The sequence below is a fragment of the Azotobacter armeniacus genome (genome assembly GCF_054779355.1).
Window position 1 is genome coordinate 17285 of sequence record NZ_BAAGYK010000103.1, and the last position, 15348, is coordinate 32632.

General features: G+C 67.5%; 15 protein-coding genes and 1 pseudogene. 14 read left to right on the forward strand and 2 right to left on the reverse strand.

Annotated elements, in window-relative coordinates:
* Nucleotides 1-129 precede the first annotated feature (129 nt).
* The 8 genes from ACYVD0_RS13770 to ACYVD0_RS13805 all read left to right on the forward strand — a co-directional run bounded on the left by ACYVD0_RS13770 (nucleotide 130) and on the right by ACYVD0_RS13805 (nucleotide 7221).
* On the forward strand, nucleotides 130-888 hold the full coding sequence (locus ACYVD0_RS13770) for a LytR/AlgR family response regulator transcription factor (protein ID WP_460427325.1): 759 nt from the start codon (nucleotides 130-132) through the stop codon (nucleotides 886-888).
* A gap of 127 nt (nucleotides 889-1015) precedes the next feature.
* Nucleotides 1016-1954, forward strand: coding sequence for a hydroxymethylbilane synthase (gene hemC, locus ACYVD0_RS13775; RefSeq protein WP_460427326.1), 939 nt, complete (start codon nucleotides 1016-1018; stop codon nucleotides 1952-1954).
* Entirely contained in the window at nucleotides 1951-2739 is a 789-nt protein-coding gene (locus ACYVD0_RS13780) for a uroporphyrinogen-III synthase (RefSeq protein WP_460427327.1), read from the forward strand. Before hemC ends, ACYVD0_RS13780 begins: the two co-directional genes overlap by 4 nt.
* A gap of 16 nt (nucleotides 2740-2755) precedes the next feature.
* Nucleotides 2756-3871: a uroporphyrinogen-III C-methyltransferase gene (locus tag ACYVD0_RS13785; RefSeq protein ID WP_460427328.1), complete on the forward strand. Its 1116-nt coding sequence runs from the start codon at nucleotides 2756-2758 to the stop codon at nucleotides 3869-3871.
* Nucleotides 3868-5097, forward strand: a complete 1230-nt coding sequence (locus ACYVD0_RS13790; RefSeq protein WP_460427329.1) for a heme biosynthesis HemY N-terminal domain-containing protein — start codon at nucleotides 3868-3870, stop codon at nucleotides 5095-5097. Before ACYVD0_RS13785 ends, ACYVD0_RS13790 begins: the two co-directional genes overlap by 4 nt.
* A gap of 135 nt (nucleotides 5098-5232) precedes the next feature.
* Nucleotides 5233-5724, forward strand: a complete 492-nt coding sequence (locus ACYVD0_RS13795) for a disulfide bond formation protein B (protein WP_460427330.1) — start codon at nucleotides 5233-5235, stop codon at nucleotides 5722-5724.
* Between the two features lie 212 nt (nucleotides 5725-5936).
* Nucleotides 5937-6404, forward strand: coding sequence for a sigma D regulator (gene rsd / locus ACYVD0_RS13800; RefSeq protein WP_460427331.1), 468 nt, complete (start codon nucleotides 5937-5939; stop codon nucleotides 6402-6404).
* A 136-nt stretch (nucleotides 6405-6540) separates the two neighbouring features.
* Complete coding sequence (locus ACYVD0_RS13805) at nucleotides 6541-7221, forward strand: AlgP family protein (protein WP_460427332.1); 681 nt, start codon at nucleotides 6541-6543, stop codon at nucleotides 7219-7221.
* Here the strand turns inward: ACYVD0_RS13805 and ACYVD0_RS13810 are convergent.
* Entirely contained in the window at nucleotides 7218-7676 is a 459-nt protein-coding gene (locus ACYVD0_RS13810) for a TIGR02444 family protein (RefSeq protein ID WP_460427333.1), read from the reverse strand. The two genes, ACYVD0_RS13805 and ACYVD0_RS13810, sit on opposite strands and share 4 nt — an antisense overlap.
* Nucleotides 7677-7726: 50 nt before the next feature.
* Between ACYVD0_RS13810 and ACYVD0_RS13815 the strand changes: the two genes are divergently transcribed.
* The 5 genes and pseudogenes from ACYVD0_RS13815 to ACYVD0_RS13835 all read left to right on the forward strand — a co-directional run bounded on the left by ACYVD0_RS13815 (nucleotide 7727) and on the right by ACYVD0_RS13835 (nucleotide 13283).
* On the forward strand, nucleotides 7727-9637 hold the full coding sequence (locus ACYVD0_RS13815) for an ATP-binding cassette domain-containing protein (protein ID WP_460427334.1): 1911 nt from the start codon (nucleotides 7727-7729) through the stop codon (nucleotides 9635-9637).
* A 59-nt stretch (nucleotides 9638-9696) separates the two neighbouring features.
* A complete protein-coding gene (locus ACYVD0_RS13820; protein WP_460427335.1) occupies nucleotides 9697-10452 on the forward strand; it encodes a TerC family protein in 756 nt (251 codons plus the stop codon).
* Nucleotides 10453-10455: 3 nt separating this feature from the next.
* A pseudogene (locus ACYVD0_RS13825) lies at nucleotides 10456-10662 on the forward strand (threonine transporter RhtB); the annotation flags it as partial.
* 103 nt (nucleotides 10663-10765) lie between these two features.
* Nucleotides 10766-12658: an FTR1 family protein gene (locus ACYVD0_RS13830; protein ID WP_460427336.1), complete on the forward strand. Its 1893-nt coding sequence runs from the start codon at nucleotides 10766-10768 to the stop codon at nucleotides 12656-12658.
* Nucleotides 12659-12833: 175 nt separating this feature from the next.
* Entirely contained in the window at nucleotides 12834-13283 is a 450-nt protein-coding gene (locus ACYVD0_RS13835; protein ID WP_460427337.1) for a YaiI/YqxD family protein, read from the forward strand.
* 25 nt (nucleotides 13284-13308) lie between these two features.
* Here the strand turns inward: ACYVD0_RS13835 and elbB are convergent, their stop codons facing one another.
* Complete coding sequence (gene elbB, locus ACYVD0_RS13840; protein WP_460427338.1) at nucleotides 13309-13962, reverse strand: isoprenoid biosynthesis glyoxalase ElbB; 654 nt, start codon at nucleotides 13960-13962, stop codon at nucleotides 13309-13311.
* A gap of 360 nt (nucleotides 13963-14322) precedes the next feature.
* On the opposite strand from elbB, the gene hemB reads away from it, so the two are divergent.
* Nucleotides 14323-15336 carry a porphobilinogen synthase gene (gene hemB, locus ACYVD0_RS13845; RefSeq protein WP_460427339.1) on the forward strand — a complete coding sequence of 338 codons (1014 nt, stop codon included), beginning with the start codon at nucleotides 14323-14325 and terminating at the stop codon, nucleotides 15334-15336.
* Nucleotides 15337-15348 lie beyond the last annotated feature (12 nt).

The following is a 15348-nucleotide window of genomic DNA, read 5'->3' on the forward strand; positions in this document are numbered from 1 at the left end:
CCCTGCAGACCCTGTCGGCCGCGCCCGACATCGCGCGCTACACAATTCTCCCGGCACAGGCCGTGACGGCTGTCACTCCGGCTGTCTACGCTATTTATGTCCGGACTGAACGCGGGAAGCCAAAGCAACATGAATGTTCTGATCGTCGACGACGAACCTCTGGCCAGGGAGCACCTCTGCCGTTTGGTGAGTGAGCTCGATGGCTATCGCGTACTCGAGCCTTCGGCCAGCAACGGCGAGGAGGCGCTGGCCCTGATCGACAGTTTGAGGCCGGATATCGTCTTGCTGGATATCCGCATGCCCGGACTGGATGGCCTGCAGGTGGCCGCCCGGCTGTGCGAGCGGGATGCATCGCCGGCGCTGATCTTTTGCGCCGCTGCCGACGAATTTGTCGTGGCGGCCCTGCAGAACACCGCGGTGGGCTTTCTGGTGAAGCCGGTGCAGCTCGAACAGCTGCGCGAGGCCCTGCAGAAGGCTCAGCGTCCCAGCTGTGCCCAACTGGCCATGCTGACCCGTCCGGCCGTGATGGGTGGCACTGTGCCGCGCACCCATATCGGCGCGCGCACCCGCCGAGGCGTCGAGCTGGTGCCGGTGGACCAGGCGATCTTCTTCATCGCCGACCACAAGTACGTGACCCTGCGCCACGAGGGCGGCGAAGTGCTGCTGGACGAGCCGCTGAAGGCCCTGGAGGACGAGTTCGGCGACCGCTTCGTGCGCATCCATCGCAACGCGCTGGTCGCCCGCGACCGCATCGAACGTCTACAGCGCACGCCGCTCGGGCATTTCCAGCTCTATCTGCGCGGGCTTGGCGACTCCGCGCTGACCGTGAGCCGGCGGCACGTCGCCGGGGTACGCAAGCTGATGCACACCCACCTGGCCGCGCCCTGAGGTCCGGCCGGCCGGGAGGCTTGCCGCCTCTCCTGCGTTGACGGAGCGCTCGTCACGGGCAGGGCTGCCCAGCTTTCAGTGCGATCCTGCTATCATCCGTGGCACTCCGTCGTTCTGGAATGCCCCCATGTCCCGCGAGATTCGCATCGCCACCCGCAAGAGTGCCCTGGCCCTGTGGCAGGCTGAATACGTCAAGGCGCGTCTGGAACTGGCCCATCCAGGCCTGGTGGTCAGCCTGGTGCCGATGGTCAGTCGCGGCGACAAGCTGCTCGACGCGCCGCTGGCGAAGATCGGCGGCAAGGGCCTGTTCGTCAAGGAGCTGGAAACCGCCCTGCTGGAGAACACGGCCGACATCGCCGTGCACTCGATGAAGGACGTGCCGATGGAGTTTCCCGAGGGGCTCGGCCTGTACTGTATCTGCGAGCGCGAGGACCCGCGCGACGCCTTCATCTCCAACGCCTTCGCCAGCCTTGACGAGCTGCCGGCAGGCAGCGTGATCGGCACCTCCAGCCTGCGCCGCCAGGCCCAACTGCTCGCACGCCGGCCGGACCTGAAGATCCAGTTCCTGCGCGGCAACGTGAATACCCGTCTGGCCAAGCTGGATGCCGGCGAGTTCGACGCCATCATCCTCGCCGCCGCCGGGCTGATCCGCCTTGGTTTCGAGGCGCGCATCCGTTCCCGCATCGCCGTTGCCGACAGCCTGCCGGCTGGCGGCCAGGGCGCGGTGGGCATCGAGTGCCGCAGCGCCGATCACGCGATCCAGGCGTTGCTCGCCCCGCTCAACCATGAGCCGACCGCTCTGCGGGTCGGTGCCGAGCGCGCGCTGAACAGGCGCCTTAACGGCGGCTGCCAGGTGCCCATCGCCTGCTATGCCGAGCTGGAGGGCGACCAGTTGTGGCTGCGCGGCCTGGTCGGTCAGCCGGATGGCAGCCTGCTGCTGCGCGCCGAGGCCCGTGCCGCCAGCGGCGAGGCCGAGGCGCTCGGCGTGCAGGTGGCCGAGGCGCTGCTGGCGCAAGGCGCGCAGCGGATTCTCGAGGCGGTCTACGGCGAGGGCGAGCGGCTGTGACGGCGCGGCCGGACGCCAGCGGATGGCGTCTGCTACTCACCCGTCCGGCCGAGGAGTGCGCCGCCCTGGCCAGCCGGCTGGCCGAGGAGGGCATCCACAGCAGCAGCCTGCCGCTGCTGGCCATCGAGCCGCTGGCGGAAACTCCGGAGCTGCGCAGCCGCTTCCTCGACCTGGACCGCTACAGCGCGGTGATTGTGGTCAGCAAGCCTGCCGCCCGCCTGGGGCTGGCGCTGCTCGACCGTTACTGGCCGCAGCCGCCGGCGAACCAGTGCTGGTTCAGCGTCGGTGCGGCGACCGGCGAGATCCTCGCCGACTACGGTCTGACGGTCGTCTGGCCGACCGCCGGCGAGGACAGCGAGGCGCTGCTGGCGCTGCCCGGCCTGGCCGCGGCGCTGGCCGTGCCCCAGCCGCGGGTGCTGATCCTGCGTGGGGAGGGCGGTCGCGAGCTGATCGCCGACTCGTTGCGCAGCCCGGGGCTGGCCGTCGATCATGTGAAACTTTACCGGCGCGCCCTGCCGGACTACCCGCCCGGCACTCTGCTCGAGCGGATCCGCACGGAGCGCCTGAACGGCCTGCAGATCAGTAGCGGGCAGGGATTCGAACATCTGCGCCAGCTGGCGGCGGCTGACTGGCCGGTACTGCTTCGGATACCCTTGTTCGTGCCGAGCCCGCGGGTCGCCGAACTGGCCCGTGCGGCAGGATCGCAGACTGTCGTGGACTGCCATGGCGCCAGTGCCACTGCCTTGCTGGCCGCGCTCCAGGGCCGCCCAGCGCCGACCTTTTGACCCGAAGGATGTATACGTGAGCGAAGCAGCCCCCCCGAACACTCCCCCGAACAATAATGAACAACCGCTCGCCGTGCCCGCCTCGACCACCAAGAGTGGTGGCGGAGTCTCCGGCGCCGTGGCCGTCCTGGCCCTGCTGATCGGCGCCGGCGGCGCGGGTCTCGGTGGCTGGGGCCTCTGGCAGCTGCGCGAAATGCAGGCCGGCGAGCTGGCACAGAACAGCCGCTTCGATGCGGCCTTGAGCAGCCAGATGGACGCCCTGAAGCAGAGCGAGCGCAGCATCACCAGCCGCCTGTCGCAGTTCCCGGCACGTACTGAGCTGGAGGAGCACTGGCGAACCATGGCCATGCTGGAGAGCGGCCAGGAGCGGCTCGTCCAGCGGCTGGACAAGCTGACCGGCGCCAGCCGCGAGGACTGGCGGCTGGCCGAGGCCGAATACCTGCTGCGTCTGGCCAACCTGCGCCTGTCGGCCATGCAGGACATCAACAGCGCCCGCCATCTGCTCGAGGCGGCGGACGGTATCCTCCGCGAGCAGGACGACCCGGCCTCCTTCCCGGTGCGTCAGGTGCTGGCGCGCAGCCTCGAAACCCTGCGCAGCCTGACGCCGCCCGACCGCATCGGACTCTTCCTGAGCCTCGGTGCGCTGCGCGAGCAGGTCGCCCAGCTCCAGCCCCTGGCGCCGGTCTACGAGCAGGAGCAGGCGCCGGTCGTCGCCGACCGCTGGCAGCAGTGGTGGGAGAAGATCTCCCGCTTCGTGCGCGTCGACCTGCACGCAGATCAGGACATTCGCCCGCTGCTGACCGGACAGAATCTGGCGCAGGTCCGCCTGGCCCTGGCCCTGGCCCTGGAGCAGGCCCAGTGGGCAGTGCTGAATGCCTCCCCCGAGGTTTATCGGCAGGCGCTGCAGCAGGCCCAGGAAGTGCTGGCCGGACAGTTCAATCCAGAACATCCGCAGAGCTCAGCCCTCGGCAAGCGTCTGACCGAGCTCGCCAAGCAGCCAGTGGCGCTGCAGATGCCCGATCTGTCGTCGACCGTGAGTGCCCTGCAGAATTATCTGCAGCGCCGTCAGGCGCAGCGTGACGAGGCCGAGGCTGCCGCCTCCTCCACGAAGAAGGAGGGCGCCCGTCAATGAGCCGTCTCTATCTGCTCCTGCTGGCGGTCATCGCCGGCGCCGCCCTGCTCGGCATGGCCATCGCCGAGCATCCAGGCTACGTGCTGTTCGCCTACAAGGGCTACCGTTTCGAGTCCAGCCTCTGGGTTTTCCTCGGCCTGCTGCTGGTGCTGGGCGTCGCCTTCTTCGTCCTGCGCTGGGTGGTCGGTCTGATCGCCGCTTCCGCCGGCGTGGTGCTGCCCTGGTCGCAGCGCAACCGCAACCGGCGCGCCCGCCAGGCCGCCTTGCACGGGCAGCGCGATCTGGCCGAGGGCAACTGGCAGCAGGCGCTGCGCCAGTTGAGCCGGGCCGCGGCCAGCGACCAGCAGCCGCTGGTGCACTACCTGGGTGCTGCGCGGGCGGCCAACGAGCTGGGCGAGTACACCCAGAGCGATGACCTGCTGCGCGAGGCCCGCGAGCGCGATCCGAAGGCGGAAGTCGCCATCGGCCTGACCCAAGCCCGTCTGCTGATCGACCGCAGCGAATATCGGCAGGCGCTGGCTGGCCTGCAGCAGTTGAACGAGGACCACCCCCAGCATCCCTATGTCCTGCGCCTGCTGCAGAAGCTCTACGTCCAGCTGCAGGACTGGTCGGCGCTGTGCCAGCTGCTGCCCACGCTGCGCAAGCGCAAGGTGCTGCCTGCCGACAGGCTGGAGGAGCTGGAGCACCTGGCCTGGGCCGCTGCCCTGGAGCGGGCCGGCAAGGGCGAGCTGAAGGGCGGCGAAACCGTCCGCAGTCTCGTGACCGGTTGCTGGAGCCAGATGCCCTCGGCGTTGCAGCACGATGCCGATCTGCTCTACGCCTATGCCACGCGTCTGCGTGAGCTGGATGCCGAGGACGAGGCCGAGGCGGTCTTGCGCGCAGCCCTCAAGCAGCATTACGAGGATCGTTTGGTCTATCTCTACGGTCAGGTGCGCAGCAGCGATCCGGCCCGCCAGCTGCATCTGGCCCAGAGCCTGCTGGAGAAGCAGCCGAACGATCCGCTGCTGCTGCTGACCCTGGGTCGCCTGTACCAGGTCAACGAGCAGGCCGACAAGGCGCGGGAATACCTGGAGGCCAGCCTGGCCCTCAGTCGCAGCGCTGAGACCTGTGCCGAGCTGGCGCGCCTGCTGGCCCAGCTGGGCGAGACCGAGCACAGCAACCGGCTGTTCCAGGAGGGGCTGCAGCTCAACCGGCTTCCTGCTCTGTCCGAGCCGGCTACCCCCTGAGGGCGGCCGCGCGTTCCTCTTCGAACGAGCGAATGCCATGCTCGGCACAAATCGAGCGCCCTAGAGCTTTCTCGCCTTGAAAGCCCGGGGCGCTTTCCTCTACCGTAGCGCCCTTGTCTTCGACTCGGAGCAGCCATGAGCCTGGCCAGTTCACGTTCCCTCTTCTTTTTCGCCTTTCTCGGTTGCCTCGCGCTGCTCAGTGGTGCGCTCTACCTGGAGCACGGGGTCGGCCTGGAGCCTTGCCCGCTGTGCATCGTGCAGCGCATCTTCGTCATCCTCTTCGGTCTGGTCTGCCTGGTGGCCGCGCTGCACGGCCCAGCGCCGATCGGCCGGCGGGTGTATGCCGGCTTCGCCCTGTTCGCCGCGGCGGGCGGTGCGGCCACCGCCGGGCGCCAAGTCTGGCTGCAGAACATTCCGCCGGAGCAGCTGCCGTCCTGCCTGCCGAGCCTGGAATACATGATGGAGGCGCTGCCGCTCCAGGAAATCGTCCGCCAGGTCCTGCACGGCACCGCCGACTGCGCCGAGGTCGGCTGGACGCTGTTCGGCATGAGCCTGCCGGAATGGAGCCTGCTGGCTTTCGTCGCGATGATCCTGTTCGCTCTGTTCCAACTGCTGCGTCGCGTCTGATCTCTCCTAGGACGCTGGCCAGGTGCCTCGAACAAGCGTATGAGCTTTCGTCGGCGCATGGCTTGCTGGCGCGGCGCGACGGGCATACTCTGCCAGCATGTGTCAGTCGATCTTGTTGTTCGATTGCTCCTTCTTAATTTGCTTAAGCTGGATGCATCGACATAGGGAGCCCGATTGGGGCTGAAGACAAAACAACGTAGGGAAGCCAGACCATGCCTGAACTCTGCCAAGACGCCCAAGAACGCTGGGGCGGCGTCCATCTCCTGATCGATCGCTGGCTGGCCGAGCGCCGCGCGCTGGTCGATGCCTTCGGGTCCATCAATCACAAGCAGCCGGCCCCTATGCCAAGTGCCGAGGCCCTGCAGGTCTTTTGTGAGCTGCTGGTCGATTACGTCTCCGCCGGTCATTTCGAAGTGTACGAGCAACTGATGGGTGAGGCCGAGTCCTTCGGCGACCGGCGCGGGCTCGATCTGGCCCGGCAGATCTATCCCCGTCTCGAGGCGATTACCCAGGCGGCGCTGTCCTTCAATGACCGTTGCGACAACGGCGATTGCCAGGATGGCTCCCTGTGCCACGAGATCAAGGCGCTCGGCAGCCTGCTGCGCGAACGCTTCGAGCTGGAGGACTGCCTGATCGAGGTGCTGCACAACGCGCACCGGCAGATCGCCGCCAGCGCCTGACTCCCTTCGGCAGTGGGTTGTCATGGCTTATCGCCAGCAGCTGCATCCCCCGAAACCTGCCCGCCTGCGCTAGCCTCGTTGGCGGTTGTGGGGTGGGCGGTTAGTATCAATGGATTCCCTTCGCTAGGAGCATGGCATGCTGGCCAAGAAGCCCCCCGTCACGACCCCGTTGCACCTGCTGCAGCAGCTTTCGCAGAATCTGCTCGTCCATCTGGAGGAGGCTTGTACCCAGGCGCTGCAGGATGCCGAGAAGGCGCTCGCCAAGCTGGAAAAGCAGCGCGGCAAGGCCCAGGAAAAACTGCACGAGGCGCGCGCGCGGCTGCAGGATGCGGCGCTGTCCGGCAAGGCCAAGGCGCAGGCCAAGGGCCGAAAGGCGGTCGACGAGCTGGAGCAGCTGCTCGACGAGCTCAAGGCGCGCCAGGCGGAAACCCGCGTCTACATCGTCCGGCTGCGCCATGACACCCTGCAGGCTCTGGAGCTGGCGCAGGGGATCGCCCAGGTGAGGGAAGCTGCCGCCCAGACGCTGGCGGCCCCTGGGGCGGCACCGGCCGGCAAGCCGGTGAGCAGGCCTGCGCCGAAAACGACGGCCCGCAAGTCGACTGCCACCCGTGGTGCCAAGTCGGCAGTCGCCGCGACTGTCAGCGAAGCACCGGCCAAGCGCCCACGCCCGGTGGTTGCGGCCGAGCCGCCCGCCAAGCCGGCTGCTCCCCGCAAGCCGGCGGTACGGCGGAGCCGCTCCGCGGCGCCGGCCTCACCCAAGGCCGGGCCAGTTGCGGCGAGCGCCCCGTCCGCATCGGACGAGCCGAGCGTGTCCTAATCCGCTCGCGTTGCGGCGCGCAAGGTTTCGAGTGCGTCGTGGCAATCCGCAGCCGTTTCCGCCAGACCGTCCAGCCAGGCTTCTCCGGCGCCGGGCACCACCGGCCAGTCGTGGCAGGCCGTCTCCAGGCGCCGCAGCAGCGTCCATTCGGCATCCAGCTCCAGTGCTTTCAGCCGCTCACGCAGCTCGCCTAGAACGACGTCGTCGCGGGCGGCCGTGCGCCAGTCCTGACGCAACCGCCGCAACGGTGCGACCACCGCCGCCTGCCAGGGCTGCGCCAGCCGTCGCAGCTCGGCGCAACGTCCGCTCGTGCAGTTGACGCCGCGCGCCTCCAGCCAGGCGCCGCAGAGCAGCAGGCAGACATCGGCACCCTGCGCCTGCAAGTGCAGGCAGGCGGCCTCGACGCCAGGGCGCTGGTACAGCTGCAGGGCGAAAGCCCGCAGGTCGAGCGACATGCTGTGTCCCTCCGCGGCGCGCGGTGAAGCTGATAAACTCCACCGCCATCATGATCCGAATCCAGCATCTTACCCTGCAACGCGGTCCGCAGCGCCTGCTCGATGGCGCCGAACTGACCTTGCACGCCGGCCAGAAGGCCGGCCTCATCGGAGCCAACGGCGCCGGCAAATCCACCCTGTTCGCCCTGCTGCGCGGTGAGCTCTCGCCCGATGCCGGCGATTGCCAGCTACCGCCGGACTGGCGCATCGCCCACATGCGCCAGGAGGTCGACGACCTCGAGCGCCGGGCGGTCGACTACGTGCTTGACGGCGACGGCAACCTGCGGCGCATCCAGTGCGAGCTGGCGGCGGTGGAGATGCTCCATGACGGCACGGCCATCGCTCGCCTGCATACCGAGCTGGACAATGCGGACGGCTATACCGCCGATGCCCGGGCGCGCAAGCTGCTGGCCGGACTGGGTTTTGCTGCCGAACAGATGGAGCGCCGGGTCGGCGACTTCTCCGGCGGCTGGCGGATGCGCCTGAACCTGGCGCAGGCCCTGATGTGCCCCTCCGACCTGCTGCTGCTGGACGAGCCGACCAACCACCTCGACCTCGACGCCATCCTATGGCTGGAGGACTGGCTGAAGGGCTACCCCGGTACCCTGTTGCTGATCTCCCACGACCGCGACTTCCTCGACGCGGTGATCGACCACATCGCGCACCTGGAGCAGTGCCGGCTGACCCTCTACCGCGGCGGTTACTCGGCCTTCGAGCGCACCCGCGCCGAACGCCTGGCGCAGCAGCAGCAGGCCTACGAGAAGCAGCAGGCGCAGCGCGCCCACATGGAGAGCTTCATTCGCCGCTTCAAGGCCCAGGCGACCAAGGCGCGCCAGGCACAGAGCCGCATCAAGGCGCTGGAGAGGCTGGAGGAGTTGGCTCCGGCACATGTGGACTCGCCGTTCGATTTCCGCTTCCGCGAGGCCGACAAGGTCTCCAGCCCGCTGCTTGACCTCGCCGAAGGCCGTCTCGGCTATGGCGACAAAGCCGTGCTGGAGAAGGTCAAGCTGCAGTTGACACCTGGCGCGCGGATCGGCCTGCTCGGCCCCAACGGCGCCGGCAAGTCGACCCTGATCAAGACCCTTGCCGGCGAGCTTCAGCCGCTTGGGGGACGCCTCGCCTGCGGCGAGAATCTGCTGGTTGGCTACTTCGCCCAGCACCAGCTGGATGCGCTGGACGCCCAGGCCAGTCCGCTACTGCATCTGCAGCGCATCGCCCCGGGCGAGCGTGAGCAGAGCTTGCGGGATTTTCTCGGCGGCTTCGATTTCCGTGGTGCGCGCTGCGACGAGCCGGTGGGTAATTTCTCCGGCGGCGAGAAGGCCCGCCTGGCCCTGGCGCTGATCGCCTGGGGCAAGCCCAATCTGCTGCTGCTGGACGAGCCGACCAACCACCTCGACCTGGAGATGCGCCTGGCCCTGACCCTGGCCCTGCAGGATTTCGAGGGCGCGGTGCTGGTGGTCTCCCATGATCGCCATCTGCTGAAGAGCACCACCGACGAATTTCTGCTGGTCGCCGATGGCCGTGTGCAGGGCTTTTACGGCGACCTCGAGGATTACGCCCGCTGGCTGGTGGACTATCGCGCCCGCCAGGCGCCGGCCGGCGATGCCACGGCAACTGGCGACAAGACCGACAAGCGCGCCCAGCGCCAGGCCGCCGCTGCCCTGCGCCAGCAGCTGGCGCCGCACCGGCGCCAGGCGGACAAGCTGGAGCAGGAACTGGGCCGCGTGCAGGAAAAGCTCGCCGCGCTGGAAACCCGGCTCGGCGATGGCGCACTCTACGAGGCCGCGCGCAAGGATGAGCTGCGCGAGCTGTTGGCCGAGCAGGCGGCGCTCAAGGGCTGCGAGGGCGAACTGGAAGAAGCCTGGCTGGAGGCCTTGGAAACCCTCGAGGCCCTGCAGGCCCAGCTGGAGGTCGGCGTCTGAGCGCGTACCGAGATATGGACAGGACTTTCCATCACCCCCACAGCGAGATGTAGCCTCAAATGGAATGGCTTGCCAACCCGGAGATCTGGGTCGCGTTCCTCACCCTGACCGCCTTGGAAATCGTCCTCGGCATCGACAACATCGTTTTCATCTCGATTCTGGTCGGCCGCCTGCCGAAGGAGCAACAGCCCAAGGCGCGCTTCTTCGGCCTGGCGCTGGCCATGGGGACGCGGATCCTGCTGCTGCTGTCGATCGCTTGGGTGATGCGCCTGACCAGCGACCTGTTCACGATACTCGACCAGGGCGTGTCCGGGCGCGACCTGATCCTGTTCTTCGGCGGCCTGTTCCTGCTGTTCAAGAGCACCATGGAGATCTGGCACAGTCTCGAAGGCGAGGAGGAGGAGGGCCACAAGGGCGGCGCCAAGGCCGGCTTTGTCGGGGTGATTCTGCAGATTGCAGTGATCGACATCATCTTCTCGCTGGACTCGGTGATCACCGCCGTCGGGCTGGTGCAGAACGTGCCGGTGATGATCGCCGCGATCATCATCTCCGTGCTGGTGATGATGATGGCCGCCGGCACCATCAGCGACTTCATCGAAAAGCACCCGTCGCTGAAGATACTGGCGCTGTCGTTCCTCATCGTGGTCGGCACCCTGCTGGTGGCCGAGGCCTTCGGCGTGCACGTGCCAAAAGGCTACATCTACTTCGCCATGGCCTTCTCCCTGGCGGTCGAGGCGCTCAACATCCGCGTGCGCACTGCGATGAAGCGCAAGCTCAGCGAGCCGGTGAAGCTGCACAAGAATCTGCCGGACTGAGTCCGGCCGCTCCTGGTGCAGTACCTGCTGATGGCGGCGACCATGATCGGCGTCGATCTGGTCGTCATGGCCGGCTACACCGGGCTGGCGGCGAGGGTCCTGCAGCTGCTGCGCTCGCCGCGTCAGCAGCGCCTGCTCAACCGCACCTTCGCCGCTCTGTTCGTCGCCGCCGCCGGGCTCCTGACGCTGGTGCGCCGCGCATCAAGCTGAGGGTCTTGCGGCAAATTGCCGCGGTCGTCGCTGGGATCGATGCTTGAGGGAAAACGTTAGGCAGATAACAATTCAATCGCACTTATTCTCATTTGGATTGCCCATGTTTATCCGCAAGCGTTTTCTGAGCTGGCTGCTGTTGCCGTTGCTGGTGCTGAGCAGCCTGATCGCCCAGGCCGATCCTCCGGGCATGGCCCGTGCCCTGCATCTGCTCGGCTATCTGGGGGCCGACTACCCGGCCACCGTGGCCGACGGGCAGGTGATCGATAGCAGCGAATATCAGGAGCAACTGGAGTTCCAGGGCGTCCTCCAGGAGCTGGTCGCGGCCCTGCCGGAACGGAATGGCAAGGACCGGCTGGTGCAGGGCGTCGTCGAGCTGGGCGAGAACATCCGGCAGCGCCGCGAGGGCGTCCTGGTGACCACCCAGGCGCGCCAGCTGGCCGCCGCCCTGGCCGAGACCTACCAGGTCAGCCTGATCCCGCGGATCACCCCCGACCCGGCCCGTGCCGCCCCCCTGTACGCCCAGCACTGCAGTGCTTGCCACGGGGCCGATGGAGCCGGCGACGGCCCGGCCGGGACGGGGCTGGAGCCGCCGCCCTCCAACCTGCGCGATGCGGCGCGGATGGACCGCCTGAGCCTGCACGACCAATTCAACACCATCACTCTCGGCGTCGAGGGCACCGGCATGATGGCCTACGCTGCCCAGCTGGACGAGCGCCAGCGCTGGGATCTGGCCAGTTATGTCGCCGGCCTCAGCGCCACCCCGGGGGCGGCCGGTCCGTCCTTCAGCCTGGCGCAATTGGTCGGCCTGACCCCGGAACAGGTGACGGTGGAGCAGGGGGCCGAAGCTGCCGCGGCCTTTCGTGCCCAGCGCGCGCAACCGCCGTTCCCGCAGCGCAGCTCGCAGCAACTGATCGACTCGGCCCGCGATACCCTCAACCAGAGCCTGGCTGCCTACCGCGAAGGCCGCCGCCAAGAGGCCTACGACCTGTCGGTGACGGCTTATCTGGAGGGCTTCGAGCTGGTCGAGGATGCGCTGAGCAATCTCGATCAGGAACAGCGCAAGGCCACCGAGCGGGTGCTTCTGACCTACCGCCAGGGGTTGCAGGATTCCTTGCCCGTCGAGGAGATGGAGCAGCGCCTGGAAGCCGCCCAGGATGAGCTGGTGAGCAGTGCCGCGCTGCTCGCCGGCGGAAGCATGTCGGGTTGGCTGACCTTCGTCTCCAGCCTGCTGATCCTGCTGCGCGAGGGACTGGAGGCGATCCTGGTGCTGGCGGCGATCATCGCCTACCTGCGCAACACCGGTCAGCAGCAGGCGCTGCGCAGCGTGCATGTCGGCTGGGGGCTGGCCCTGCTGGCCGGTGTCGCGACCTGGGCGCTGGCGGCCTACGTGATCGACGTCAGCGGCGCTCAGCGCGAGCTGCTGGAAGGCTCCACTGCGCTATTCGCCAGCCTGGTGCTGCTCTGGGTCGGAGTGTGGATGCACGATCGGCGCCATACGGCGAGCTGGCAGGACTACATCCAGAACAGCCTGATCGGCGGCGGTGGGCGCCTGGGCTTCGCCGTACTGGCGTTCTTCGCCATCTACCGCGAGCTGTTCGAGGTCATCCTGTTCTATCAGACCCTCTGGCTGCAGGCCGGTCCGGCCGGCCACGGCATGGTCCTGGCCGGCGCCGGCTGTGGCCTGGCGCTGCTCTTCGCGCTGGCCTGGGTGATCCTGCGCGGTTCGCGCCGGCTGCCGCTGTCGATCTTCTTCGGCATCAATGCGGCGCTGCTCTGTCTACTCTCCGTAGTGTTCGCCGGGCATGGCGTCGCCGCGTTGCAGGAGGCGGGCGTGCTGGATCTGCATCCGGTGGCATTCTTCGAGTTCGAGTGGCTGGGCATTCATGCCGACGCACTGACGCTGGGCGCCCAGACGCTGGTCGTGGCGGTCATTGTCGTGCTCTACGGGCGCAGCCGGCTGGTCGAGCAGCGCAGGGCTGGCGAGTCGGCGTAGGCCGGAGCGTCGCGGCCAGGGCCGCTCTGAGGTTCGGCTCGCTGCCGGCGGTTTTGCGCAGCGGCCGAGCCGGAGTCCAGCCAGGAAAAAGGGCGGCCCTCGGGCTGCCCTTCCTGTTTGGGGCTGGAGCTGCCGTTTGCGGCATACTGATGCTTTTACGTGGAGAAGCCGAGACGTGCGTGTGTGGATCGATGCCGACGCCTGCCCGAAGGCGGCCAAGGACCTGGTGATCAGGTTCGCTCTGAAACGCAGTTTCGAGGTGCTGCTGGTGGCCGGCCAGAGCCAGGTCAAGCCGGCATTCGCCTGCGTGCGGCTGATCGTGGTGCCGAGCGGCCCCGATGCGGCCGACGACTACCTGGTGGAGCACGCCGCGCCGGGGGAGCTGGTGATCTGCAGCGACATCCCGCTGGCCGACCGCCTGTTCAAGAAGGGCGTCGCCGCGCTGGACCCGCGCGGGCGCGAGTTCGACGAGCGCAATATGGGTGAGCGCCTGGCGTTGCGCAATCTGCTCAGCGACCTGCGCGACCTGGGCCAGATGGGCGGTGGCCAGCCGCCCTACGGCGAGCGCGAGCGACAGGCCTTCGCCAACGCCCTGGATCGCCTGCTGGTGCGCCTGAGCTGCTGAGCCGGCAGCGCGCATCCTGCGCTGCTCAGGCCAGCTCGAGAACGCGATCGACCAGCTTGTTGATCCCGCTGGCGCTTTCGCCGATCGACTTGGCGAGCATGTAGGCGGGAGTGGTGACCAGCTTGCGCTGGGGATCGACGACGATCTCGTCTACCGCGCAGGCCTCGTGCTGGGCTCCCATCCGGGTCAGGGCGGCTGCGGTGTCCGGATCGGTGCCTATGGTGCAGACTACGCCGGGGCCGTAGATTTTCGCCGCCAGCGCCGGCGCGATGCAGATCAGTCCTATCGGCTTGCTGGCCTGGGCGAAGGCCTGGGCGAAGGCCAGCACGTCGGGCTGCACCGTGCAGTTGGCGCCGCTGACCGCGAAGTCGGAAAGATTCTTCGCCGCGCCGAAGCCGCCGGGCAGGATCAGCGCATCGAAGTCCTCGACCTTGCCTTCGCGAACGTCCTTGATGTTGCCGCGGGCCAGGCGCGCCGCTTCCACCAGCACGTTGCGGCTTTCCTGCATTTCTTCGCCGCGATAGTGGTCGATCACCTGCAGTTGCGGAATGTTCGGTGCGAAGCATTGTACCCGAGCGCCGCGCTGGTCGAGGCGCAGCAGGGTGAGCACGCTCTCGTAGATTTCGGAGCCGTCGTAGACGCCGCAGCCGGAGAGGATGACGGCAACTTTCTTGTTCATGGAACCTCCTGGGATGGGCCGGGCGCCCACGCTTGCGGTGGATCCCGGCGGGTCTTCTGATGAAGGGACGCTGCGCATCCGGGATGGATGAGTAGCCCTGGAGCAATCCTAGCCGCTCGCCGCGAGGAGCGACATGACGGCGGCATGGCTGAATTGCTTCAAGCCCTTCCGGCGAACTCTATTACGGGCATTGCGGCGCAACCCCCGGGCAAAGTGCTGGCCCTCGACGGCAGGGCTGGCGACAATGGAGTCGCGGAGCGACGAGGCGTCATCGCTCGAGCTCCGGTTGTCATGTTTCAGTCATTTGGACGGCTTATAACTGTCACACTGCGCCCGCCTGCCCGGGTCTTGGAGTCCGCCGTGAGCTTTACCCCTGCCAATCGCCTGTTCCCCGCCACCCGCCTGCGCCGCAACCGCCGCGATGAGTTTTCCCGTCGCCTGGTGCGCGAGAACGTGCTCACCACCAACGATCTGATCCTGCCGGTGTTCGTGCTCGACGGCGAGAACCGCCGCGAGCCGATCCCGTCGATGCCGGGTGTCGAGCGCCTGTCGATCGACCTGCTGCTGAAGGAGGCCGAGGAGCTGGTAGAACTGGGGATCCCACTCATCGACCTGTTCCCCTACATCCCCGCCGAGCGCAAGTCACTGGAAGCCGCCGAGGCGTGGAACCCGGACGGCCTGATCCAGCGCGCGATCCGCGCCCTGCGCGAGCGCTTCCCCGAGTTGGGGGTGATGACCGACGTGGCGCTCGATCCCTACACTACCCATGGCCAGGACGGGATCATCGACGAAGACGGCTACGTGCAGAACGACGTGACCATCGACGCCCTGATCAGGCAGACGCTGTCTCATGCCGAGGCCGGTGCGCAGATCGTTTCGCCCTCGGACATGATGGATGGGCGCATCCAGGCGATGCGCGAGGCCCTGGAACTGGCCGAGTACACCAACGTGCGGATCATGGCCTATTCGGCGAAATACGCCAGCGCCTACTACGGCCCGTTCCGCGATGCCATTGGTTCTTCCGGCAACCTCGGCAAGGGCAACAAGTTCACCTACCAGATGGATCCGGCCAACGGCGACGAGGCTCTGCACGAGGTGGCCCTCGACCTGGCCGAAGGCGCCGACATGGTGATGGTCAAGCCGGGCATGCCTTATCTGGATGTGCTCCGCCGGGTGAAGGACGAATTCCGCGTGCCGACCTTCGTCTACCAGGTCAGCGGCGAGTACGCCATGCACATGGCGGCGATCCAGAACGGCTGGCTGAGCGAGGCGGTAATCCTCGAGTCTCTAGTTGCGTTCAAGCGTGCCGGGGCCGATGGCATCCTCACCTACTTCGCCAAGCGTGCGGCAGAACTGCTAAAACAAGGGCATTAACCTCCCCGGGAA

Excerpts from the sequence above, each read along its gene's own strand:
- ACYVD0_RS13770 (WP_460427325.1), top strand. The coding sequence starts at position 130 with ATGAATGTTCTGATCGTCGACGACGAACCTCTGGCCAGGGAGCACCTC.
- ACYVD0_RS13815 (WP_460427334.1), top strand. The coding sequence starts at position 7,727 with ATGATCCGAATCCAGCATCTTACCCTGCAACGCGGTCCGCAGCGCCTG.
- ACYVD0_RS13790 (WP_460427329.1), top strand. The coding sequence starts at position 3,868 with ATGAGCCGTCTCTATCTGCTCCTGCTGGCGGTCATCGCCGGCGCCGCC.
- ACYVD0_RS13830 (WP_460427336.1), top strand. The coding sequence starts at position 10,766 with ATGTTTATCCGCAAGCGTTTTCTGAGCTGGCTGCTGTTGCCGTTGCTG.
- rsd (WP_460427331.1), top strand. The coding sequence starts at position 5,937 with ATGCCTGAACTCTGCCAAGACGCCCAAGAACGCTGGGGCGGCGTCCAT.
- ACYVD0_RS13805 (WP_460427332.1), top strand. The coding sequence starts at position 6,541 with ATGCTGGCCAAGAAGCCCCCCGTCACGACCCCGTTGCACCTGCTGCAG.
- elbB (WP_460427338.1), bottom strand. The coding sequence starts at position 13,962 with ATGAACAAGAAAGTTGCCGTCATCCTCTCCGGCTGCGGCGTCTACGAC.
- hemC (WP_460427326.1), top strand. The coding sequence starts at position 1,016 with ATGTCCCGCGAGATTCGCATCGCCACCCGCAAGAGTGCCCTGGCCCTG.
- ACYVD0_RS13820 (WP_460427335.1), top strand. The coding sequence starts at position 9,697 with ATGGAATGGCTTGCCAACCCGGAGATCTGGGTCGCGTTCCTCACCCTG.
- ACYVD0_RS13795 (WP_460427330.1), top strand. The coding sequence starts at position 5,233 with ATGAGCCTGGCCAGTTCACGTTCCCTCTTCTTTTTCGCCTTTCTCGGT.
- ACYVD0_RS13810 (WP_460427333.1), bottom strand. The coding sequence starts at position 7,676 with ATGTCGCTCGACCTGCGGGCTTTCGCCCTGCAGCTGTACCAGCGCCCT.